Below are 21,836 nucleotides of genomic sequence, written 5' to 3'. Positions count from 1 at the left end.
TCCTTCCGGTAACCCGACCGGTTTGTCCAGTCCCTGTGGACGGTGGGTCGCGCTCGCCGACGGTCAGCCGGCGGGCAGCAGCAGGTCGACCACGACCGGGAAGTGGTCGCTGGCCCGGCGGGCCTGCGGCGTGTCCACCACGTCGTGGTCGACCACGGTGATCCGGGGGTCGACGAAGACGGCGTCGATGCGGCGGCGCGGGTCGGCGCACGAGTAGGTGAGCCGGTCGGCGCGGTCGGCCGCGACCGCCGTGTCGGTCAGCCCCGCGCCGACGGTCGCCCAGGCCGGGCCGTCCGGGCCCTCGTTGAGGTCGGCGCCGGCCACCACGGGCAGGTCCGCGGCGGCCAGCTCCCGCTTGAACGCCGCGGCCTGCGCGGGGCGTTCGGCCGGGTCGGTGGACAGGTGCGAGCCGGCCAGCAGGAACCGGGCCCCGCCGACGCGGCAGTCGGCGTACGCGGCGCCGCGCATGTGCCGGCCCGGGGTCAGCGGGTAGCGTTGGCAGCGGGTGTCGAGGACCCGCACCCGCAGGCTGGTCAGCAGCAGGTTGCCCAGCGACGGCAGGCCGCCGGCGGCGACGACCAGCCCGAACGACTCGGCCAGCGCCGCGGACTTCTGCCGCCACCGGAACCGCCGGGGCGCCTCCTGCACGATCACCACGTCGGGGGCGACCGCACGGACCACCGCCGCCAGCGCGGCCTGGTCGTCGCGCTGGCTGTGCACGTTGTACGACACGACGCGCAGCGGCACGCCCGGCAGGTTCTCCGTCATCGACGCTCCCCTACTGCCGGCGGGCCAGGTCGGCGGCGCCGATCACGCCGGCGGTGTTGCCCAGCTCGGCGGGGAGCACCTCGGCGACGGGGAGCCGGCTGCGCTGGGCCAGCGCGTCGGCGAAGGAGCGCCGGGTCGGGCCGAGCAGCAGGTCGCCCGCCTCGACGACGCCCCCGCCGACGACGAGGACCTGCGGGTCGAGGATCTGCGCCATGTCGGCGAGGCTCGTGCCGAGCCAGCGCCCGACCTGCGCGAACGCCTCGGCGGAGACGGGGTCGCCGCCCTGGGCGGCGGCGGTCACCATCGGGCCGGTGACCGCCTCGGCCTCACCGCCGGCCAGCTCGAGCAGGGCGGTGGCCCGGTGCGGCTCCTGCCGGGCGGCGGCGCGGGCGAAGCGCACCAGGGCGCTGCCGCTGGCGTACTGCTCGATGCAGCCGAGCCGGCCGCAGCCGCACTGGTGGCCGTCGGGGACGGTGAGCATGTGGCCCAGCTCGGCGGCGATGCCGTTGGCGCCGCGCACCAGCTCGCCGCCGAGCACGATGCCGCCGCCGACGCCGGTGCCGATGGTGAACATGACCATGGAGTCGTCGGCGTGCCGGGCCGCGCCGTAGCGGAACTCGGCCCAGGCGGCGACGTTCCCGTCGTTCTCGACGATCACCGGCAGGCCGGTGGCCCGGCTGACGTACTCGCGCAGGGGCTCGTCGCGCCAGGCCAGGTTGGGTGCGAAGAGGACGGTGGAGCGACTGGCGTCGATCCAGCCGGCCGCGCCGATGCCGACGGCGTCGACCTGGTGCCTGGCGGCGAGTTCGCTGACCACCTCGATGATGACGTCGCGGGTCTTGCCCACGTTGTCGGCGGGGGTGTCCCGTCGGGCCTGCACGAGTACGTTGCCGGTGTCGTCGACGACACCGCCGGCCACCTTCGTGCCACCGACGTCGACTCCAATGGTCAGCGTCACCGCTGCCACTCCCCTCTGCTGTGCTGCCCGGCACCGTCACGGCGAACCGCCGTGCCGGTGGTCGGGATGTCCGGTGGTCAGGCCCCGTCGCCTGGTGCGTCCCCTCCCGCGCCACCGGGGGCCCGCGACGCGGGCACCACGGGTCGGCCGGCCGGCGGCCGGGGGATCCCCGGCGCGTCCGGCCCGGCGTCGTCGGCGGGCGGCACGGCGGCGGCCGGAACGCCCGGACCTTCCCCCCGGGTCGCGGCGGACCACACGTCCTCATCCGGCGCCGGGTGAGAATCATGCCCGGTACGGGTGGCCTCGCGCCACACATGATCGCCCGACGCCTGCTCAGCCGCCGCTCGGGGCGGGGGCGCGGCGGTGTCGCCGGGCTGTGGGCCACCGGCGGCGGGCTCGCCGGCCGACGCGAATGCGCGCAGCAGGCTGGCCACCCCGGCGGCCAGATCGCCGGCTCCCGTGGCGAGCCGCTCGGCGAATTCCGGACTCGGGTCGCGCAACGCCGCGATACCGCGGCAGAGCGGACAGATGCAGCATTCGGGCGCACCGGTGGCGAAACCGCCGTGGCCGCCGCCGGCGGGTCGCGCCCCCGTGGGACCACCGGCGCTGTGACCGAGGACACTGGACACGATCCCACCGAGCGGACCCCACGGCCCCGCCCCGGAGCCGCCGCCCGACCCGGCGCCCGCGGCGGCCAACCGGGCCGCCGCGAGGACCGTGGCGACCAGCCGCTCCGCCTCTTCCCGGGCCGAGCCCGGATCCGTACCCCCCATGGTCGGCTCCTCTACCGTGCCGGGCGTGCCGCAGCCGGTCGCGTCACCGCGCCACACCGGTGTCTTCTACCCGGCGCTTGAGCTGCTTCAACGCCGCATCCATGATCATTTTCTCGGCCTTGCGGCGAAACATGCCGAGCATGCCGACGGAGAGCTCCACCTCGAGGGTGTAGGTCACCGTGGTCGTGCCGTCGGGGTTGCCGACGAGGTCGTACGACCCGCGCTGGGAGCGCTGCATCTTCGAGGGCGCCACCAGGTGCCACTCGATCCGGGAGATGTCCTCGGCGTACTCGTAGGCAAGCACGTACTCGTCGGCCAGCACCCCGGCGTCGAGGGTGAAGCGGACCTGGCTGGCGTAGCCGTCCTCGTACTCCTCGACGACCTCGGCCCGGCGCACCGCGTCGGTCCATTCGGGGTAGCGCGCGAAGTCGCAGATGACCGCCGCCACCCGCTGCGGTGACGCGCCGACGACGATCGACTGGGTGGAGGAGTCCGCCATGGGGGGAGGCTACCCGGCAACCTGCCTGGCGCACCCACCTGGCGGGGCGGGTAGGTTTCGACAGAGCCGACCCGTCCGGGGCCCCGGCCCGCCCGGCCAGTGCGAGCACGAGGGAGTGCAGGTGCGCGAGTTCTCCGTCCCGCCGATCGTCACCGTCGGCGACTCGGCCAACCTCACCGACCCGGTCTGGGACAATGCCGAGACCGCCCCGGAGGCCGTCCAGTTCGCCCGCCCCGCCGTCGCGCCGGCCGCCGGCTGGGTCGAGGTGACCTGCCGGCAGTTCCGCGACGAGGTGGTCGCCGTGGCCCGGGGGCTGGTCGCCGCCGGCGTCTCCCCCGGCGACCGGGTCGCCCTGATGAGCCGCACCCGCTACGAGTGGACCCTGTTCGACTACGCCATCTGGGCGGCGGGCGCGGTCACCGTGCCGATCTACGAGACGTCCAGCGCCGAGCAGGCCGCCTGGATCCTGGCCGACTCCGGCGCGGTCGCCGCCGTGGTCGAGACGACCGCCCATGCCAGCCTCGTCGAGGGCGTCCGCGACCGGCTCCCCGAGCTGGTCACACTCTGGCAGATCGAGCTGGGCGCGGTCGACGAGCTGGTCGCCGCCGGGGCCACGGTCGACCCGGTCGAGATCGACCGGCGGCGCACGGCGGTCAAGGCCGACGACGTCGCCACCATCATCTACACGAGTGGCACCACCGGCCGCCCCAAGGGCTGCGTGCTGACCCACCGCAACATGTACGCCGACATCGCCAACGCCGTCCCGGTGCTGCCGAACCTCTTCCTGCGCCCGGGCGCGTCGACCCTGTTGTTCCTCCCCCTCGCGCACGCCTTCGCCCGGCTCATCCAGATCGGCGTGGTGCAGGCCCGGGCCACCATGGCGCACTGCGCCGACACCAAGAACCTGGTCGCCGAGCTCCAGGCGTTCCGGCCGACCTTCGTGCTGTCGGTGCCCCGCGTCTTCGAGAAGGTCTACAACGGGGCCCGGCAGAAGGCCGAGGCCGACGGCAAGGGCAAGATCTTCGACCGGGCCGAGCAGGTCGCCGTGGCGTACAGCGAGGCGCTGGAGTCACCGGGCGGGCCGGGCGTGGCGCTGCGCGTGCAGCACGCGGTCTTCGACAAGCTGGTCTACCGCAAGCTGCGGGCCGCCCTCGGCGGCCGGTGCCGCGACGCGATCTCCGGCGGCGCGCCGCTCGGGGCCCGGCTCGGGCACTTCTTCCGGGGCATCGGGGTGACCGTCTGCGAGGGGTACGGGCTGACCGAGACCTCACCCGCCGCCGCCGCGAACCTGCCCGACGCCACGAGGATCGGCACCGTCGGCCGGCCGCTGCCCGGCGTGACCATCCGGATCGCCGACGACGGGGAGATCCTGATCTCCGGCGACCTGATCTTCCAGGGCTACTGGCGCAACGAGGAGGCCACCGCCGAGGTGCTCAGCGCGGACGGCTGGTTCCGCACCGGCGACCTCGGGCAGCTCGACACCGACGGCTTCCTCAGCATCACCGGCCGAAAGAAGGAGATCATCGTGACCGCCGGCGGCAAGAACGTCGCCCCGGCGGTGCTGGAGGACCAGGTCCGGGCGCACCCGCTGATCAGCCAGTGCGTCGTCGTCGGCGACGGGCGGCCGTTCATCTCCGCGCTGGTCACCATCGACGAGGAGGCGCTGCCGAAGTGGCTCGCCGCCCACGGCCGCCCCGAGGGCACCGGCGTCGACGAGCTGCGCGACGACGAGGCGCTGCGCGCCGAGGTGCAGGGCGCGGTCGACCAGGCCAACCAGGCCGTCTCCAAGGCCGAGGCGATCAAGGTGTTCCGGATCCTGCCGCACGACTTCACCGAGGCCACCGGGGAGCTGACCCCGTCGCTGAAGGTCAAGCGGCAGGTCGTGCAGACCACGTACGCGGCGGAGATCGCCGAGATCTACCGCCGCTGACTACGATCCGTCACGTGCCCGACTCCTCGACACCCACCCGGCCGCCGACGCAGCCGCTCGCCACCGCCGCGCGCGTGGTGATGCTCGCGCTGGTCGCCGTCCTCACCTTCTTCGCCACCCGCGACGCCGGCCACCTCTGGTGGATCGCCCTGCTCGGCGTCGCCGGGCTGCCCGCCGCCCTCGCCCCCCAGCACCGGCTGCTCGGCCCGCTCAGCCGCTTCGCCGAGGTGGTGGTGCTGGGGCTGGCCGCGAGCCAGGTCGCCGCGGTCACCACCCTCAACGGCACGATCGGCGGCCTCGGCGCGTCGGCCGTGCTGCCGTACCTCGCCGTCCCGGTGACGGTGACCGCGCTGCGCCGCCGGTTCCGCGAGGGCGCGGCGCTGCTCGCCGTCACCGCCGCCACCCTGGTGACCAGCGCCGCCCTCACCCAGGTCGACGGCGGCCGGCAGCTCGGCCAGCCGGGCTACCTGGCGGTCTGCGCCCAGTGGCTGATCCTCGCCGGGCTGGGCCTCTACACCGCCGGCACCCTGCACCGGGTGATGCGGGTCCGCGGCGAGGGCAAACCCCAGCCGTACGCGGAGGCGACCCGGCTGCTGACCCAGTTGCGCACGGTGGCCCGGCAGCTTCCGGGGGCGACCCTCGACCCGGGCGGCATCTCCGAGCACCTGCTGGAGGAGCTGCGCACCGTGGCCCGGGCCGAGCGGGCGGCGGTGCTCTCCGCCAGCGGCGGGGGCCGGCTGGTGGTGCTCGCCCAGGTGGGCGTGGACCGGGTCGACTGGGAGACCACGCTCGACGCCGACTCGGCGATCGCCGACGCCTGGGCCAGCCAGCAGCCGCAGACCGCCAGCCGCTCGCAGGCCCGCTCGCACACCGGCGGCGACGTCTCCGCGCTGATCGTGCCGCTGGTCGCCGGGGTCCGCACGGTCGGCATGCTGGTGATGGAGGCGGACGTCGCGCAGGCGTACCCGCCGCCGGTGGTGTCCCGGGTGACCGCGCTGACCCGCCCGGCGGCGCTGCGGCTGGAGGCCGCGCTGCTGTTCGACGAGGTGCGTTCGCTGGCCACCAACGAGGAGCGGCAGCGGCTGGCCCGGGAGATCCACGACGGGGTCGCCCAGGAGCTGGTCATGGTCGGGTACGGCATCGACAACGCCCTGGCGTACGTGGAGGAGGACCCGAAGGAGACGGCCGAGGCGCTGCGCACCCTGCGCGGCGAGGTGACCCGGGTCATCACCGAGCTGCGGCTGAGCCTGTTCGAGCTGCGCAGCGAGGTGGACCGGCACGGCGGCCTGGCCGCCGCCATCGCCGAGTACGCGCGCACCGTCGGGGCGTCCGGCGGGCTGCGGGTGCACCTGTCGCTGGACGAGTCCACCGCGCGGCTGCCCGCCGCGACCGAGGCCGAGCTGTTGCGCATCGCCCAGGAGGCGGTGACCAACGCCCGCAAGCACGCCGGTGCGGCGAACCTGTGGGTCACCTGCGAGGTGGATCCCCCGTACGCCCAGATCGAAGTGTCGGATGACGGTCACGGCATCGGTGAGCAGCGCACGGACGGGCACTACGGTCTTGCGATCATGGCCGAGAGGGCGGAACGTATCCGGGGCCGACTGGAGATCAGGCCGCGCCAGCCCAGTGGCACGACCGTGGCGGTGGTGCTCGGCTCCTCGCCCCGGCGCGATAGGGTGCGCGGCAAGGCGGCAGCAGCAGAAGGGGAGTAACCCGAGGATGACCACAAGCCCCACACCGGCGACCCGCACCAAGGTCCTCCTTGTCGACGATCACGATCTGATCCGCAAGGGGCTGCGGCACGCCTTCGAGCGGGACCGGCAGTTCGAGGTCGTCGGTGAGGCCGCCACGGCGGCGGAGGGGGTCCGGCAGGCCGGCGCCCTCCAGCCCGACGTGGTGATCATGGATCTGCGGCTGCCCGACGGCAGTGGCCTGGAGGCCACCCGCGCGCTCCGCAAGTCCAGCGCGTCGATGGGCATCGTCGTGCTCACCATGTATGCGGGCGACGACCAGCTCTTCGGCGCGCTGGAGGCCGGCGCGAGCGCGTTCGTGCCGAAGACGGCCCCGGCCGACGAGGTGGTGGCCGCCGCCCGGCACGCCGCCTCCTCGCCGAGCGCGTTCACGGCGGCCGACCTGGCCGAGGCGATGAAGCGGCGGCTCGCGCCGTCCGGCCCTCAGCTCTCCCCCCGCGAGGGCCAGGTGCTGCGGCTGCTCGCCGACGGGATGAGCGTGGCCGGCATCGCCAAGCAGCTCTTCGTCAGCGAGTCGACGGCCAAGACCCACATCTCGAAGCTCTACGAGAAGCTGGGCGCGGCCAACCGGGCGCAGGCGCTGATGACGGCGCTGCGGCTCGGCCTGCTCGAAGCGCCCGACGCCCCGAAGTTCTGACGCCGTCCCGCCCGGCCGGCAGCCGCCGGCCGGGGGGCTTCCGCAGCGGCCGGTGAGTCCGGTCAACGGGACCCTCCGGCCGGGCGGGCAGGCCGACCGCGGCCCTCTCTGGTCACCCGCCCGACGGGCGGGGCAGAATACCGGGTGACCCGCGCGGGCGGCGTGGCCCGCGTCGTTGACAAAAGGGGTAGGGCATGCAGCGGCCGGACTGGGCACCCGACACGATCGACATCGAGCGCCCCAGCGTGGCCCGCATGTACGACTACTATCTCGGCGGCTCGCACAACTTCGCCGCCGACCGGGCCGCCGCGCGGGCGATGGTCGCCGCGGTGCCCGACGCCCCGTTGATGGCCCAGGCCAACCGGGCCTTCCTGCGCCGGGCGGTGCAGTTCCTCGCCGAGTCGGGCATCCGCCAGTTCCTCGACATCGGCTCCGGCATCCCGACCGTCGGCAACGTGCACGAGATCGCCCAGCGGGTCGCTCCGGAGTCCCGGGTGGTCTACGTCGACGTCGACCCGGTGGCCGTGGCGCACAGCCGGGAGATCCTCAGCGGCAACGACCGGGTGGCCGTCCTCCAGGAGGACCTGCGTCACCCGGAGCGCATCCTGGCCCACCCCGAGGTGACCCGGATGCTCGACTTCTCCCAGCCGGTCGCGGTGATGATCGTGGCGGTGCTGCACTTCGTGCCCGACGAGGACCGGCCCGCCGAGATCCTGCGTACCCTGCGCGCGGCGCTCGCCCCCGGCAGCTACCTGGTGATGTCGCAGGCCAGCGACGACGACCGACGCCACACCGGGGAACGCGAGGAGGCCGAGGCGGTCTACCAGCGCACCGACAACCCGCTGGTGATCCGCAGCCGGCGCGAGCTGACCGCCCTCTTCGACGGCTTCCCGCTGGTCGACCCGGGGGTGGTCTGGGTGCCGCAGTGGCGGCCGGAGACCCCGGAGAGCGCCGAGGACGCCGAGAAGGCGGTCTTCATGGGCGGCGTCGGGCGGCTCGGTGGGTGAGCATCCGGACGGCCCGTCAGGCCCGTCAGTCCCCGGCGGTCGCGCCTCCTGCCCGGGGGCGCCCGCCTGCTGCCCGAGCGTGTTCGCCCGGGCCTGGGCGAAGGCGGTCTCCGGCACCAGCTACCTGCCGATGACGCAGGCCCAGTTGGAGGCGCTGCTGCACCGGCTCACCGGGCGGCTGGCCGAGGCGCTGGTGTCCGAGCCGTTCGACGTGCGGGTCGGCCACCAGGTCGGCGCCGAGCTGGTGGCGGCGCACGTCGCCTCCGCCGAGGGCCTGGGCCGGACCATCGAGGTCATCCAGCTCCGGCTGCTGCGCGACCTGGGGCTGGTCACCGAGGACGCCGAGGACCGGATGGCCCGGCTGCTGGCCACGGTGGCGACCGGCTACGCCCGGGCGCTGCGGGACCGGACGCTCGACGAGCAGGAGTCGATCCGCCGGGCCGCGATGGTGGCCCGCGCGGAGGCCGAGCGGGCGCTGCGGGACAGCGAGGCCCGGTTCCGCCACCAGGCCACCCACGACCCGCTGACCGACCTGCCCAACCGCACGCTGTTCACCGAGCGGCTGGCCGCCGCGATCGACTCCCCCGGCCGGGGCGCGGACCGGGTCGGCGTGTGCTTCCTCGACCTGGACCGCTTCAAGGTGGTCAACGACTCCCTCGGCCACCAGGTCGGCGACATGCTGCTGGTGTCGGTGGCCGACCGGCTGCGCCACGCGCTCGGCGAGCACCTGGTCGCCCGCCTCGGCGGCGACGAGTTCGTCATCCTGGTCGAGCGCACGGCGGGCACCGACGACGTGGTGAAGGTGGCCGAGACGGCGCTCGCGGCGGTCAGCGAGCCGGCCCTGGTCGACGGGCACGAGCTGACCGTGTCGGCGAGCATCGGCATCGTCGAGCGTCCCGTGGCCGGCACCACCCCGGTCGACCTGATGCGGGCCGCCGACGCCACCCTGCACTGGGCCAAGGCGGACGGCGGCGCGCGCTGGTCGCTGTTCGACGTCGAGCGCAGCCGCCGCGAGCTGGCCCGGTACGCCCTGTCCGCGGCGATACCGGCGGCCCTCGACCGGGGCGAGTTCCACCTCGACTACCAGCCGCTGACGTCCCTGTGCGACGGCCGGGTGCTCGGCGTCGAGGCGCTGGTCCGCTGGCGGCACCCCGAGCTGGGCAAGCTCTACCCGGGCAGCTTCATCGAGCTGGCCGAGGAGACCGGGCTGATCGTGCCGCTGGGCAGCTGGGTGCTCGCCGAGGCGTGCCGGGAGGCGGCGGCCTGGTCGTCGTTCGGCGTCGCCGCGCCGTTCGTCAGCGTCAACCTGGCGGTCCGCCAGGTGCACCGGCCCGGCCTGGTGCGGGAGGTGCGCGACGTCCTCGAACGCACCGGCCTGCCACCCGAGCGGCTCCAGCTTGAGGTCACCGAGAGCACCATGATGAGCGCGGTGGAGGAGCCGGTGCGCGCCCTGCGGGTGCTGGCCGACATGGGCGTGCGGATCGCCATCGACGACTTCGGCACCGGCTACTGCAACCTGGCGTACCTGCGGGACCTGCCGGTGACCGAGCTGAAGGTGGCCGGGGAGTTCGTGGCGGGGCTGCGCGCCCCGGCGGACGACCCGGCGAGCCGCACCGACGAGCGGATCCTCGCGTCCCTGGTCTCGCTGGCGCACGCGCTGGACCTGACCGTGACGGCCGAGGGGGTCGAGACCGAGGGGCAGGCCGACCGGCTGCGGGCCATCGGCTGCGACGCCGCCCAGGGCTGGCACTTCGGCAAGCCGGCGTCCGCCGCGCGCCTGGTGGAACGCCTGTCCGCCGGCTGAGGCGGCGGGGTCAGCCGGCGAGGAGGCCGGCCAGCCGGGCGGCCTGGGTCTCCCAGCGCCACTCCCGCTCCACCCAGGCCCGGCCCGCCGCGCCGAGCTGCCGGGCCAGGTCCCGGTCGGCGAGCAGGGTGGCCACCCGGTCGGCGAGCTGGGCGACGTCGCGGCCGGGGACCACGTATCCCGTCTCGCCCTCGCGGACGGCGTCCGGCGCGCCGCCGGAGTCGCCGGCCACCACGGGCAGCCCGGTCGCCGACGCCTCCAGGTAGACGATGCCGAGCCCCTCGACGTCCAAGCCCCGGTTGCGGGTGCGGCAGGGCATCGCGTAGACGTCACCGGCGGCGTAGTGCGCGGGCAGTTCCGCCGCCGGCACCGAGCCGGTGAAGACGACGTCCCGCTCGACGCCGGTCTGCCGGGCCAGCTTCTCCAGGTCGGCCCGGTAGGGCCCGCCGCCGACGACCAGCAGCGCCGCGTCGGGCACCCGGCGGCGGATCTCCGGCAGGGCCCGGATCAGCATGTCCTGGCCCTTGCGCGGCACCAGGCGGGAGACGCAGACCACCACCGGCCGGTCCGCGAGGCCGAGCCGGGCCCGCACCGGCTCGCCGTCGACCGACGGATGGTACGTGTCGACGTCGACCCCGGGGGCCAGCCGGTGCAGCTCGGTCAGCCCGTCCAGCGCCCGCTCCAGCCGGACCCGGGTGTACTCGCCCAGGTAGGTGATCACGTCCGCGCCGTGGCCGATCCGGCGCAGCGCCGTGCGGGCCACGGGCAGCGCCGCCCACCCCACCTCGTGCCCGTGGGTCAGGGCGACCACCCGGCGGATCCCGGCGCGGCGGCGCAGCCCGGCGGCGAGCAGCCCGAGCGGGGCCGCCGCCCCGAACCAGACGGTGTCGCAGTCGTGCCGGCGGGCCAGCCGGGCGGCCCGGCGGGCGATCAGCGGGGTGGGCAGCAGCACCTTCGTGCGCTCCCGGACCACCTCGAACGGCTGGTCGGCGTCGAACTTGTCGGCCCCCCGCCAGCTGGAGGCGTAGACCACCACGGAGCCGGTGGGCTGGCGCACGGCGAGGTTGTGCACGAAGGACTGGATGCCGCCCGGGCGGGGCGGGAAGTCGTTGGTGATCAGCAGCGTGCGGCTCATCGGCCGGCCTCCCTGGCGTAGGCGCGGGCGGCGGCCATCCGCTCGACCGTGGACGGGTGCGACGCCGAGTAGAGGTATTCCCAGCGGGGCGGGTCGGGGTCGGCCAGGTTCACCCCGGCCAGGCGACGCTGCATCGCCTCGAAGGTGGCCGGGTCGCCGGTGAGGGCGAGGGCGTGCGCGTCGGCCCGCGCCTCGACCCGACGGGACACCAGCGCCTGGGCCGGGGCGGTCACCAGGCCGGCCACCGTCACCAGGGCGAGCAGCAGCGGGAACGCCCGCGGCTCGGCGATCGAGTCGACGCCGGCCAGGCGCAGCAGCGGGCCGGCGGAGCCGAGCAGGTAGAGCACGACCACGCCCAGCGCGGCGCCCAGCGCCCCGGTGAGGGTGCCCGTCCAGACGTCGCGGTCCTTCGCGTGCCCCAGCTCGTGCGCGACGACGCTGGTCACCTCGGCCGGGGTCGCCTCCCGCAGCAGCGTGTCGTAGACGACGACCCGGCGGGTCGGCCCGAGCCCGGAGACGTACGCGTTGACCGCGCGGGTGCGCCGGGACGCGTCGGCGACCAGCACGTCGCGCACCGGCACCCCGTCGCGGGCCGCCATGGCCGTCAGCTCGGTGCGCAGCGGCCCCTGCTCCATCGGGGTGAACCGGTTGAACACCGGCTCCACCAGCACCGGCAGCACGAACGACAGCAGCACCACCAGCCCGGCCGCGCCGGCCGCGCCGAGGGCCCACCACCAGCGCGGGGCGAGCCGGACCACGGCGTAGAAGCCGAGCAGGGCGAGCGCGCCGATCACGGCGCTGACGGCGTACGACTTGAGCAGGTCGGTCGCCCAGCCGGCCCAGCCCTGGGTGCTCAGCCCGTAGCGGGTGAGGACCGTCTGCCGCCAGGCGGCGAACGGCAGGGTGATCAGGTCGGCGACGAGCAGCACGGCGAGCCCGCCGAGCACGGCCTGGGCGATCCAGTGGCCGCCGAACGGGCGGGCCACCAGCTCCACCAGGCGACCGCCCAGCGGGGTCAGGCCGACCACCAGGGCCACCAGCAGGCCCACGGCGAGCGCGGCCCAGCCGCCGGGGCGCAGCGCGGCACGGAAGGCGCGGGCCCGGGCGACCTGCTCGGTCGGGAGGTCCCGCAGGGCGGCGAGTTGGTCGGCGCGGGGGGCCGGCGGCCGGTGCCAGGGCACGAGCAGGGCGACGGCGACGAGCAGCGCGACGGTGAGCCCGGCGAGGGTGAGCACCGCCCAGCCGCGCGGCGTCACCGGGCCGCCCCGCGCGCGCCTGCGAACCCCGGGTGGCCGGCCCGTGGGCGGGCGGACCGTGAGCGGCCGGACCGTGAGCGGCCGGACCGTGGGCGGGCGGACCGTGAGCGGGCGGAGTCCTCGGAGCGTGCGCCGTCGGGGGCTCGCCCTCGTGCTCGCCTCATGCCGCCGCTCCTCCCGCCGTGAGCGCCCATCCTATTGCCGCACGGCTCCGCGCCCTGGCGTGGCCCCGCGCGGGCCAGCCCGCACGACCGCGCTCGCGGTGTTCGCGCTCGCTCATGGCGCAGGGCACCCTGACCGTCGACCACGGCGCGCGGCAGCCGGCCTGATCAGGCAGATCTTGGCGCGAACCGGCCCCTCCAGGGGCCGAAATTATCCAAGATCTGGCCGAGCTGCGCTGCACGTCGAGGGCGTGCTTCAGGCGGCGCGGCGGCGGCGTCGCCTCGGGCGGGGAGCCGGCAGCACCTCGACGTCGGGCAGCACCTCACCGCCCGGCAGCACCTCGACGTCGAAGCCGGCGCGGGCGAACACCTCGATGGCCCGCAGCTCGGCGGGGCCGAGGTCGGCCTCCGGGGCGGCGACGTCGAGCAGGGCGGTCACCAGGCAGCCGCCGCAGCCCGCGCCCCGCACGCGGCACCTGTCGCAGTCGATCAGCATCGTTCCTCCTGAAGCGATGCGTCGGTGGACGGGCCGGGACGGCGTCGCCACCGCCCGACCACCGTCGGTCACGCCGACACTACGACCGGGGTACGACAGATTCGGACAACCGGCCCGCTTCCGCCCCAGAACGTCAGGACCGGGCGAGGCGGCGCAGCAGCGAGTCGGCCCCGAGCGGGTACGCGCCGTGCCGGCGTACCCCGTCGGCGACCTCGCGGTCGGAGGAGACCACGACGACCGGCCGGCCGGCCGGTTCGGCGCGGACCAGTCGGCGGATCAGCTCGTCGGCGGTCTCGCCCTTGCGGGAGAAGAGCACCCGCACGCCGCGCGGGGTCGGCGGCAGGCCGTGCATCCGCTCGGCGCCGTCGAAGACCACCGTGACCTCGTCGCCGGTCTGCGCCGCGATCCCGCCCAGCCCGGTGATCAGCCGCTTGCGCTGCTGCTCCAGCGACATCTCGCCGAAGCCCCGCTTCGTCACGTTGTAGCCGTCCACCACCAGGTGCGCCTTCGGCAGCGCGAGAAGCTGGTCGAGCCGGGCCGGGTCGTCGGTGTCCCGGGCCCGGGTGGCGGCGCCGGCCGGGGTGGCGTTCGGCTGGTCGGCGAAGGTGTCGGCCACGAAGTCGGCGGGGAGCCGGTCGACCGGGTCGAGCGCCAGCTCGCGGCGCAGCCCGACGGCGGCCTGCCCGATCGTCTCCAGCAGCAGCCAGAGCTTCGCGTCGTCGACGGAGCGGGCCTCCTTGGCGCTGGCGCGGGCCACCCCGGCCGCCGCCTCGGCCTCGGCCAGCCGGGCCCGGGCGCGGCGCAGCTCGGCGTCCGCCTCGGTCGCGGCGCGGGTGGCCCGGCCCCGCTCGGTGGCCAGCAGCTCGGTCGCCCGGCGCTCCCGGGCCTGCGCCTCGCGCAGGGCGCGGGCGAGCTGCCGGTTCTCCTCGCGGAGCTGGCCGAGCTCGTCGCGGACGCGGGCCAGCTCGTCGCGGAGCTTGTCGGCCTCGACCCGGGCCACCGCCCGGTCGTGCTCGGCCCGGCTGGCGCGCTGCTCGGCCTCGCGGACCAGCTCGTCGACGACGGCCTTGTCCGCCTCGGCGCGCACCGCCGCCCCGCTGGCGTCGATCAGCTCCCGCCAGCCCCGGGGCCGGGCCAGGTAGGCCAGGGCGGCGACCTCGACCGGGTCGGCCGCGGCCGGGGCGGTGCCGGCGACCACGGCGGCGCCCAGGTCGCCGGAGTCGGCGAGCACCCGGGCGGTGATCCGCTGCCGGAACAGCGGGTCGGCGGTGAGCTGGGCGGCGATCATCGGCGCGCCCAGCCGGGCCCGCCGGTTGGGCGCGAACTTGGCCACCCGGCGCAGCGGCACGGGCACCTCGTCGCCGGGCAGCACCGGCAGGACGGCGGCGGTGAGGGCGACGATCCGCTGCCGCACGGGCTCCGGCAGCGTCGGCTCCGGCTCCGGCTCGGCCTCGGGCTCCGGCTCGGCCTCGGGCTCCGGCTCGGCCTCAGCCTCGGGCGGAGCGCTCGCCTCGGCGGTCGGGGCGTCCTCACCGGGGTGGCGCACGGCGTCGACCGACTCCTCCAGCGGGAGGTTGTCGTCGTGCGACTCGGTGAGGGGCATGTGGCAAGTCTCCCACCGCGACCGGGCCCACCGCCCGGTGAGTGAGCTGATCTCTCATCCTAGCCCCAGGGGTGGCGCGTGGGGCCGGTGTTGCGGGAGTGTCGGACCGGGGGTCTACCGTGCCCGGGGTGGGCGGAGCGGAATACGTCCAGCAGGCGCTCGCCGGGCTGGGCCAGGCGGCGGGCGACGGCGTGGATCCGGCGCTGCCCCTGCACGCGACGACATTCGTGGTGGTCGACCTGGAGACCACCGGCGGCGCGCCGGACGGCGGCGGCATCACCGAGATCGGCGCGGTGAAGGTGCGCGGCGGCGAGGAGCTGGGGGTGCTGGCCACCCTGGTCAACCCGGGCGTGCCGATCCCGCCGTTCATCACCGTGCTGACCGGGATCACCCAGGCCATGCTGGTTTCCGCGCCGCCGATCGAGCAGGTGCTGCCGAGCTTCCTGGAGTTCGTCGCCGACGCGGTGCTGGTCGCCCACAACGCGCCGTACGACGTCGGTTTCCTCAAGGCCGCCTGCGCCCGGCACGGCTACCGCTGGCCCAACCCCCGGGTGCTGGACACGGCGGCGCTGGCCCGGCGGGTGCTCAGCCGCGACGAGGTGCCCAACCGCAAGCTGGCCACCCTGTCGGCCTACTTCCGCACGGCCACCCGGCCCACCCACCGCGCGCTCGACGACGCGAAGGCCACCGTCGACGTGCTGCACGGCCTCATCGCGCGCCTCGGCGGGCACCGGGTCGACACCGTCGGGGAGGCGATCGAGTTCGCCCGGGCGGTCACCCCGACGCAGCGCCGCAAGCGCCACCTCGCCGACGGGCTGCCGAAGGCGCCGGGGGTCTACATCTTCCGGGCCGCCGACGACCGGCCGCTCTACGTCGGCACCTCCGGCGACATCGCCACCCGGGTGCGCAGCTACTTCACGGCCGCGGAGAAGCGGGCCCGGATGTCGGAGATGCTGGCCGCCGCCGAGCGGGTGGAGGCGGTCGAGTGCGCCCACTCGCTGGAGGCCGAGGTGCGCGAGCTGCGGCTGATCGGCGCGCACGCGCCGCCGTACAACCGGCGGTCGAAGTTTCCCGAGCGGATGGTCTGGCTCAAGCTCACCGACGGGCCGTACCCCCGGTTGTCGGTGGTGCGGTCGCTGGCCGACGGCGACGAGGGCTACCTCGGCCCGTTCGGCTCCCGGCGGGCGGCGGAGCTGGCCGCCGCCGGCTTCCACGACGCGCTCCCGCTGCGCCAGTGCACCCACCGGTTGTCGCTGCGCACGGTCACCCCGGCGTGCGCGCTGGCCGAGCTGGGTCGCTGCCCGGCGCCCTGCGAACACCGGATCACCCCGGGGGAGTACGCGGCCCGCGCCGTCGACCCGTTCCGCGCGGCCACCGCCACCGACCCGGGGCCCGTGGTGCACGCCCTGCTGGCCCGCATCGGGGCGCTGGCGGCCGACCAGCGCTACGAGGAGGCGACGGTGGTGCGGGCCCGGCTCGCGGCGGTGCTGCGGGCCACCGTCCGGATGCAACGGTTGACCGCGTTGGCCGGGATCGCCGAGCTGGCCGCCGCCCGGCCGGCCGCCCGGGGCGGCTGGGAGCTGGCCCTGGTCCGGCACGGCCGGCTGGCCGGGGCCGGGGTCTCCCCGCCGGGGGTCCACCCGCGACCGACGATCGAGCTGATCCGGGCGACCGCCGAGACGGTGCCGCCCGGCCCCGGCCCGGTGCCCCGGGCCTCCGCCGAGGAGTCCGAGCGCATCCTGTCCTGGTTGGAGCGGCCCGAGACCCGGCTGGTGGAGATGTCCTCCGGGTGGGCGTCCCCGGTCGCCGGGGCGGCCCGCTTCCGCGACCTGCTCAGCAAGATCGAGAGCGCCGCATCCCACCAACTCTCGACCGAACGCCCATGACCAAGTGACCGATCGGACGACCTCGGCTCGCTTAGGCTGTTAAGGAAGTGCAGTACTGCCCGTTTCGTGGGCCTGCTCCCGGTCGCCGTGCCCGGCGACCGAGGAGCCGGGGTGAGGAGGTGTCCCTCGTGGACGTCGACGCCGGACACGGCGCCGCCCTGGGGGGCGCGCTCCCGACCCAGCCGGGCGACCTGCCCCTGGCGCGGCGGCTGCGGTCGCTGCTGAGCTGGCCCACCGGCGAGACAGACCCGGTCACCCACCTGATCCGCACGCACCGGGGCATCCACCCGGGCACGGAGGCGTCGGTGCTGCGCCGGGCGTACACGATCGCGGAGAACATGCACCGCGGCCAGTTCCGCAAGAGCGGCGAGCCGTACATCACCCACCCGCTCGCGGTCGCCCAGATCTGCGCCGAGCTGGGCATGGACGCCACCACGCTGGTGGCCGCGCTGCTGCACGACACGGTGGAGGACACCCGCTACACCCTCCAGGCCCTCGCGGAGGACTTCGGCGGCGAGGTGGCCCACCTGGTCGACGGCGTGACGAAGTTCGACAAGGCGTTCTACGGCAAGGCCGCCGAGGCGGAGACCACCCGCAAGATGATCGTCGCGGCCGGCAAGGACGTCCGGGTCCTGATCATCAAGCTGGCCGACCGGCTGCACAACATGCGTACCCTCGGGGTCCGCTCGGCCGCGTCGCGGGAGCGGATCGCCCGCAAGACGCTGGAGGTGCTCGTCCCGCTCTGCGACCGGCTCGGCATCCAGACCCTCAAACGCGAGCTGGACGACGTGGTGCTGCTGCACCTGGAGCCCGAGGAGCACGCCCGCATCGCGCGGTTCGTGCACGACCGGCCCGGCTGGTCGGCGTACCTCGACGACGTGGTCGCCAAGGCGAAGGTGGCGTTGCGCCGCAGCCGCGTCGACGCCCAGGTCTCCCCCCGGCCCCGGCACCTCTACTCGATCTGGAAGGACACCGTCGCCGGCGGGCACAGCGTCCCGTTCGACCTGCCCCGGATCGTGATCGTCGTGGAGGGCCCGGCGACCGACTGTTACGCCGCCCTCGGCGCGGTGCACGGCCTCTGGCGGCCCGTGCCGGGCCGGTTCAAGGACTTCATCGCCTCACCGAAGAACAACCTCTACCGCTCGCTGCACACCAGCGTCTGCGGGCCGAAGGACCGCACGGTCGAGGTGCTGATCCGCACCGAGGAGATGCACCGCGCCGCCGAGTACGGCATCGCCGCCGACTTCCGTTTCCCGCGACCCGCCGGGGCCGCCGCGCAGGCCGAGCAGCTCGACTGGCTGCGCCGGGTGCTCGACTGGGAGCAGGAGGCCCCCGACCCGGCGCAGTTCCTGGAGTCGCTGCGCTGCGACCTGGCCGAGGCGCAGATCCAGGTCGTCGTCGAGGGGCGGCAGGTGGTGCTGCCGGCCGGGGCGACCCCGGTCGACGTGGCATACGAGCTGGGCCCCGACCGGGGCGACCGCTGCCTGGCGGCCCGGATCAACGGCCGGCTCGCCCCGCTCTCCTCGGAGCTGGAGGAGGGCGACGTGGTGGAGATCTTTACCGAGTCCGATGCGGAGTCCGGCTTCGAGGCGGACGTCGCCCCGCGCGGCCCCCGCCGGGAGTGGCTCGGCTTCGTCAAGTCCCCGCACGCCCAGATGCAGATCAACCGCTGGTTCGCCGAGCACACCGAGCCGGGCATCTCGATCGCCGACAAGGTCCGCCTCGGCCGGGCCACGATCGGGCTGGCGCTGCGCAAGCACGACCGGGGGCTGGCCAACGACCTGCCGCTGCTGCGGCTGTCGGAGGAGCTGGGCTACCCCGACCTGGAGACCCTGCTGGTGGCGGTCTTCGACCGGGCCCTCGAACCGGACGCGGTGGTCCGGCAGCTCATCGACCTGGTCGACCACCGCCAGTGACGCTTTCGCCCCCGGTGCCCGGCCCGCCCCGGGCCGGCCACTAGCCTAGGGCGATGATCCCCCGCTCCCGCGCCACCGGACGGGCCTTCGCCTACCAGGTCTTCTACCGGCTCCCCGTGTCGATGCGCCGCCGGCTGGTCCGGCTCGCCACCCCGAAGTACATCGTCGGGGCGGTCACCCTGGTGCGCGACGCCGAGGCCGACGGCCCCGGCCGCCTGCTGCTGCTGCGCCAGCCCCCGGGGCACAGCTGGACACTCCCGGCCGGGCTGCTGCAACGCGGCGAGGATCCGGTCGTCGGCGCGGCCCGCGAGCTGTTCGAGGAGTCCGGGGTCCGGCTCTCCCCCGACCGGCTGCGCCCGGCGGTGCCGAACGCCGTGGTGCACGCCAAGGGCTGGGTGGACGTCGTCTTCGAGGCGGAGGTTCCGGCGTCGACGACGAAGCTGACGGTCGACGGCGCGGAGGTCTTCGAGGCCGCCTGGCATCCGCTGGACGACCTGCCGAGGCTGAGCCGCGCCACGGCGAACCTGCTCGGCCGCTACGGCATCGGGCCGCGCGCCGGCGAGGCGCCGTCCGGGCCGACCGCGTGAGCGCTCCGCAGGTCTGCGCGGTGGTGCTCGCCGCCGGCGAGGGGACCCGGCTGCGCCCGCTCACCGAACGGCTGCCGAAGGCGCTCTGCCCGGTGGGCAACGTGCCGCTGCTCGACCGGGCGCTGGCCCGGCTCGCCGGGCTCGGCCTCGCCGGCCCGGCCCGGGTGGCGGTGAACGCCTGCTACCTCGGCGAGCAGGTCGTCGCGCACGTCGGCGACCGGGCCCACCTCTCGGTCGAGCCGGGCGCCCCGCTCGGCACCGCCGGTGGGGTGGCGAACCTGCGGGACTGGATCGCCGGCCGGGGCGTGCTGGTCGGCAACGCCGACGCGTACCTCGCCGACCCGGCCGCCGAGCCGGGGCCGGACATCGCCGCGCTGCTCGCCGGCTGGGACGGCGAGACCGTACGCCTGCTCGGCCAGCCCGCCGACGACCCGGCCGCTCCCGGCACCTTCTCGGGCCACCGCTTCACCGGCTTCTCGCTGCTGCCCTGGCGGCTGGTGCGGGGCCTCGCGGTGCAGCCGGGCGACCTGGTCCGGGCGGTGTGGCGGCCGGCCGAGGCGGCCGGGGCGCTGACCGTCGTGCCCTATGCCGGCACCTTCTACGACACCGGCACGCCCGCCGACTACCTGGCGGCCAACCTGCACGCGGCGCGCGGCGGCAACCTGGTCGACGCGACCGCCACGGTCACCGGCCGGTGCCGGGAGGCGGTGGTGGGCGCGGGGGCGACCGTGCGGGGCGAGGTGACCCGCTCGGTGCTCTGGCCGGGCGCGGAGGTGGCCGCCGGGGAGCACCTGAGCGGATCGGTCCGCGTCGCCGGGGGTCTGACCGTCGCGGCGGAGCCGCACTGACCCCTGGGCACGCCCCGGGTCCCGCCCCGGGTCGGCCCGCAGGCCGCCCCAGCCCGACCCGCCTCTGCCTGCCCCAGCCCGCCTCGGCCCGCCCCGGCCCGCTCTGGACGGCTTCGGCCCCCTGACCGCCCCCGGTAGGTGACGGATCGCGATCGACGGCCCCGCCGACCGCACCTACCGTTCCCTCCCCTTTGCTCTGCACCCATCCACGCATCGGTCGCCGAACGTAGTCGGATCACCGCCCCCACCCACTCCGCCACCGCGCATTCGCGCAGCTCCACGCGATGTTGCGTCCTTGGGTGCAGAGCAAAGGGGGCGGGAGGCGTCGGGCGGGGCCCGAAGGCGGTAGCGCAGAGTGAGATGGGCCCGCGCCCGCGAAGGCTTCCGCGGCGATCGCGGAGAGTAGCCGAACCGGGCGCTTCAGGCGGGTCACGCCCCACCGCTGCCCGGGAGCCGTCGGGCGGGCCTACCATGGTCGTCGACGCCGCCACCGGCGTGACGTGCACGCGCGACGAAGGGCAGACCAGTGATCACCGCGATCGTCCTGATCGACTGCGCCACCGACTCGATCCCCGAGGTGGCCGAGAACCTGGCGGCCCTGCCCGGGGTGAGCGAGGTCTACTCGGTGGCCGGGCACGTCGACCTGATCGCCATCGTGCGGGTACGGGAGTTCGACCAGATCGCCCAGGTCATCGCCGGCAGCATCTCCAAGGTGCCCGGGGTGATCAACACCGAGTCGCACATCGCCTTCCGGGCCTACTCCCAGCACGACCTGGAGGAGGCGTTCGCGATCGGACTGGCCGGCACCGACTGATCGCGCAGCCACGACGGCGGTAGCCAGCCCACCGGTCGGTGGACTGACTACCGCCCGGTGGGCTGGCTACCCCCTGGGGTGTCGCGGCGTCAGCTGGCGCTCGGGGCCGGCGTCTCGGTGGTCCCCGGGGCCGGCGACTCGAAGGTGCCGCCCGGGGCCGGGGCCTCGCTGGTGCCGCCCGGAGCGGGCGTCGTGGCGGTCGCGCCCGGGCTGGCTGTGCCGCTGGCGCTGGTCTGCGGGACCGGGACGCCCAGGGTCTGCGCCAGGGCCACCAGCGCGTCGTAGTGCGCCTGGAGCACCGGCAGGGCGTTCTGGGCCAGCTGGACCACCGACTGCTCGGTGCCCTGCGAGATCTCCGTCTGGGTGGCCTGGATGGCCTGGACGTGGCCGGCCAGCTCGGCGGTCACCCACGCCTTGTCGAACTCGGCGCCGCTGAGCTTCTTCAGCTTGTTGATGACCTTCTGCTGGTCGCCGGTCGGGGCGCCCGGCAGCTTCACGTTGAGCTGCTGCGCGGTGTCCTGCACCGACTCGTCGAGCTGGGTGTGATCCGTGACGAACTGGGCACCCAGGTCCTTGACCTGCTGGTTCTGGCCCTTCTGCTGCGCCAGGTTCCCGGACTCGATCTCCGCGAGGTTCACCTGGTGCAGCGCCTGCAGGTACTGGCTGTCCTGCGTCGACGGCTGTGCTGCCTGCGCCGCCGCCGCGGGCGCCAACCCCGCCACCACCAGGGCGGCGAGCAGTCCGAGGCGCTTGAGACCCAACATGTTTCCCTCCCCCTTTTTCGCTGGACCGCACGGATACCCGGCTGACCCGGATTAACCCTGCGAATCCGCAGCCGCCTCGCGGGAGGCGCCGGGGTGCCGCCGGCGCTCGGCGGTCACCCGGGGGCGGAAACGGGACGTGGGGGGGGGGGGGCCGCCCCCGGGCGCCCCCCCCGCGGGGTTTTTGTTAATTGGGGGTTGGTGGGGGGGGGGGGTTTGGGGTTGGGGGGGGGGAGGGGGGACTAA

19 protein-coding genes are annotated in these 21,836 nt (G+C 75.3%); 10 read left to right on the top strand and 9 right to left on the bottom strand.

Going from position 1 to position 21,836, the window contains the following annotated elements:
* Positions 1 to 63: 63 nt before the first annotated feature.
* The 4 genes from ACFYWL_RS30245 to ACFYWL_RS30230 form a co-directional block, all read right to left on the bottom strand.
* Entirely contained in the window at positions 64 to 768 is a 705-nt protein-coding gene (locus ACFYWL_RS30245; RefSeq protein ID WP_386979910.1) for an endonuclease/exonuclease/phosphatase family protein, read from the bottom strand.
* 10 nt (positions 769 to 778) lie between these two features.
* Positions 779 to 1,735, bottom strand: coding sequence for an ROK family glucokinase (locus ACFYWL_RS30240; protein WP_386979907.1), 957 nt, complete (start codon positions 1,733 to 1,735; stop codon positions 779 to 781).
* 68 nt (positions 1,736 to 1,803) lie between these two features.
* Positions 1,804 to 2,499, bottom strand: a complete 696-nt coding sequence (locus ACFYWL_RS30235) for a hypothetical protein (RefSeq protein WP_386979904.1) — start codon at positions 2,497 to 2,499, stop codon at positions 1,804 to 1,806.
* 43 nt (positions 2,500 to 2,542) lie between these two features.
* Positions 2,543 to 2,998 (bottom strand): SRPBCC family protein, encoded by a 456-nt coding sequence (locus ACFYWL_RS30230; RefSeq protein WP_386979901.1) that lies wholly within the window; start codon positions 2,996 to 2,998, stop codon positions 2,543 to 2,545.
* Between the two features lie 121 nt (positions 2,999 to 3,119).
* On the opposite strand from ACFYWL_RS30230, the gene ACFYWL_RS30225 reads away from it, so the two are divergent.
* From ACFYWL_RS30225 to ACFYWL_RS30205, 5 genes are all read left to right on the top strand, one after another.
* Positions 3,120 to 4,928 carry an AMP-dependent synthetase/ligase gene (locus ACFYWL_RS30225; RefSeq protein WP_386979898.1) on the top strand — a complete coding sequence of 603 codons (1,809 nt, stop codon included), beginning with the start codon at positions 3,120 to 3,122 and terminating at the stop codon, positions 4,926 to 4,928.
* A gap of 80 nt (positions 4,929 to 5,008) precedes the next feature.
* Positions 5,009 to 6,640 carry a GAF domain-containing sensor histidine kinase gene (locus ACFYWL_RS30220; RefSeq protein WP_386979937.1) on the top strand — a complete coding sequence of 544 codons (1,632 nt, stop codon included), beginning with the start codon at positions 5,009 to 5,011 and terminating at the stop codon, positions 6,638 to 6,640.
* A 7-nt stretch (positions 6,641 to 6,647) separates the two neighbouring features.
* A complete protein-coding gene (locus tag ACFYWL_RS30215; protein WP_007072219.1) occupies positions 6,648 to 7,316 on the top strand; it encodes a response regulator transcription factor in 669 nt (222 codons plus the stop codon).
* Positions 7,317 to 7,510: 194 nt separating this feature from the next.
* A complete protein-coding gene (locus ACFYWL_RS30210) occupies positions 7,511 to 8,323 on the top strand; it encodes an SAM-dependent methyltransferase (RefSeq protein WP_386979895.1) in 813 nt (270 codons plus the stop codon).
* Between the two features lie 130 nt (positions 8,324 to 8,453).
* A complete protein-coding gene (locus ACFYWL_RS30205) occupies positions 8,454 to 10,127 on the top strand; it encodes a putative bifunctional diguanylate cyclase/phosphodiesterase (RefSeq protein WP_386979934.1) in 1,674 nt (557 codons plus the stop codon).
* 10 nt (positions 10,128 to 10,137) lie between these two features.
* On the opposite strand, the gene ACFYWL_RS30200 is transcribed toward ACFYWL_RS30205, so the two are convergent.
* From ACFYWL_RS30200 to ACFYWL_RS30185, 4 genes are all read right to left on the bottom strand, one after another.
* A complete protein-coding gene (locus ACFYWL_RS30200; RefSeq protein WP_386979892.1) occupies positions 10,138 to 11,262 on the bottom strand; it encodes a glycosyltransferase family 4 protein in 1,125 nt (374 codons plus the stop codon).
* Positions 11,259 to 12,518 (bottom strand): M48 family metallopeptidase, encoded by a 1,260-nt coding sequence (locus tag ACFYWL_RS30195; RefSeq protein ID WP_386979890.1) that lies wholly within the window; start codon positions 12,516 to 12,518, stop codon positions 11,259 to 11,261. Before ACFYWL_RS30195 ends, ACFYWL_RS30200 begins: the two co-directional genes overlap by 4 nt.
* A gap of 417 nt (positions 12,519 to 12,935) precedes the next feature.
* Positions 12,936 to 13,175, bottom strand: coding sequence for a hypothetical protein (locus ACFYWL_RS30190; protein WP_386979887.1), 240 nt, complete (start codon positions 13,173 to 13,175; stop codon positions 12,936 to 12,938).
* Positions 13,176 to 13,308: 133 nt separating this feature from the next.
* A complete protein-coding gene (locus ACFYWL_RS30185; RefSeq protein WP_386979884.1) occupies positions 13,309 to 14,778 on the bottom strand; it encodes an NYN domain-containing protein in 1,470 nt (489 codons plus the stop codon).
* 128 nt (positions 14,779 to 14,906) lie between these two features.
* Between ACFYWL_RS30185 and ACFYWL_RS30180 the strand changes: the two genes are divergently transcribed.
* The 5 genes from ACFYWL_RS30180 (at position 14,907) to ACFYWL_RS30160 (ending at position 20,829) form a co-directional block, all read left to right on the top strand.
* Positions 14,907 to 16,664, top strand: a complete 1,758-nt coding sequence (locus ACFYWL_RS30180; RefSeq protein ID WP_386979881.1) for a DEDD exonuclease domain-containing protein — start codon at positions 14,907 to 14,909, stop codon at positions 16,662 to 16,664.
* A 128-nt stretch (positions 16,665 to 16,792) separates the two neighbouring features.
* Positions 16,793 to 18,580, top strand: coding sequence for a RelA/SpoT family protein (locus ACFYWL_RS30175; protein WP_386979931.1), 1,788 nt, complete (start codon positions 16,793 to 16,795; stop codon positions 18,578 to 18,580).
* Positions 18,581 to 18,633: 53 nt separating this feature from the next.
* On the top strand, positions 18,634 to 19,167 hold the full coding sequence (locus tag ACFYWL_RS30170; protein ID WP_386979879.1) for an NUDIX hydrolase: 534 nt from the start codon (positions 18,634 to 18,636) through the stop codon (positions 19,165 to 19,167).
* On the top strand, positions 19,164 to 20,015 hold the full coding sequence (locus tag ACFYWL_RS30165) for an NDP-sugar synthase (protein WP_386979876.1): 852 nt from the start codon (positions 19,164 to 19,166) through the stop codon (positions 20,013 to 20,015). The genes ACFYWL_RS30170 and ACFYWL_RS30165 overlap by 4 nt, the downstream gene beginning before the upstream one ends.
* A 526-nt stretch (positions 20,016 to 20,541) precedes the next feature.
* Positions 20,542 to 20,829 (top strand): Lrp/AsnC family transcriptional regulator, encoded by a 288-nt coding sequence (locus tag ACFYWL_RS30160; RefSeq protein WP_043967181.1) that lies wholly within the window; start codon positions 20,542 to 20,544, stop codon positions 20,827 to 20,829.
* An 89-nt stretch (positions 20,830 to 20,918) separates the two neighbouring features.
* On the opposite strand, the gene ACFYWL_RS30155 is transcribed toward ACFYWL_RS30160, so the two are convergent.
* Entirely contained in the window at positions 20,919 to 21,593 is a 675-nt protein-coding gene (locus ACFYWL_RS30155) for a DUF4142 domain-containing protein (RefSeq protein WP_386979872.1), read from the bottom strand.
* Positions 21,594 to 21,836 lie beyond the last annotated feature (243 nt).

Origin of the sequence: Micromonospora sp. NPDC002575 (assembly GCF_042889525.1) — a bacterium.
Classification (GTDB): domain Bacteria; phylum Actinomycetota; class Actinomycetes; order Mycobacteriales; family Micromonosporaceae; genus Micromonospora; species Micromonospora carbonacea.
The sequence above is the reverse complement of the archived record's forward strand: the minus strand, read 5'-3'. Positions and strand labels throughout refer to the sequence as shown.

Coding starts and splice junctions, on each gene's coding strand:
- ACFYWL_RS30200 (WP_386979892.1), bottom strand. CDS start 11,262: ATGAGCCGCACGCTGCTGATCACCAACGACTTCCCGCCCCGCCCGGGC.
- ACFYWL_RS30185 (WP_386979884.1), bottom strand. CDS start 14,778: ATGCCCCTCACCGAGTCGCACGACGACAACCTCCCGCTGGAGGAGTCG.
- ACFYWL_RS30235 (WP_386979904.1), bottom strand. CDS start 2,499: ATGGGGGGTACGGATCCGGGCTCGGCCCGGGAAGAGGCGGAGCGGCTG.
- ACFYWL_RS30230 (WP_386979901.1), bottom strand. CDS start 2,998: ATGGCGGACTCCTCCACCCAGTCGATCGTCGTCGGCGCGTCACCGCAG.
- ACFYWL_RS30245 (WP_386979910.1), bottom strand. CDS start 768: ATGACGGAGAACCTGCCGGGCGTGCCGCTGCGCGTCGTGTCGTACAAC.
- ACFYWL_RS30220 (WP_386979937.1), top strand. CDS start 5,009: ATGCTCGCGCTGGTCGCCGTCCTCACCTTCTTCGCCACCCGCGACGCC.
- ACFYWL_RS30210 (WP_386979895.1), top strand. CDS start 7,511: ATGCAGCGGCCGGACTGGGCACCCGACACGATCGACATCGAGCGCCCC.
- ACFYWL_RS30155 (WP_386979872.1), bottom strand. CDS start 21,593: ATGTTGGGTCTCAAGCGCCTCGGACTGCTCGCCGCCCTGGTGGTGGCG.
- ACFYWL_RS30190 (WP_386979887.1), bottom strand. CDS start 13,175: ATGCTGATCGACTGCGACAGGTGCCGCGTGCGGGGCGCGGGCTGCGGC.
- ACFYWL_RS30215 (WP_007072219.1), top strand. CDS start 6,648: ATGACCACAAGCCCCACACCGGCGACCCGCACCAAGGTCCTCCTTGTC.
- ACFYWL_RS30170 (WP_386979879.1), top strand. CDS start 18,634: ATGATCCCCCGCTCCCGCGCCACCGGACGGGCCTTCGCCTACCAGGTC.
- ACFYWL_RS30205 (WP_386979934.1), top strand. CDS start 8,454: ATGACGCAGGCCCAGTTGGAGGCGCTGCTGCACCGGCTCACCGGGCGG.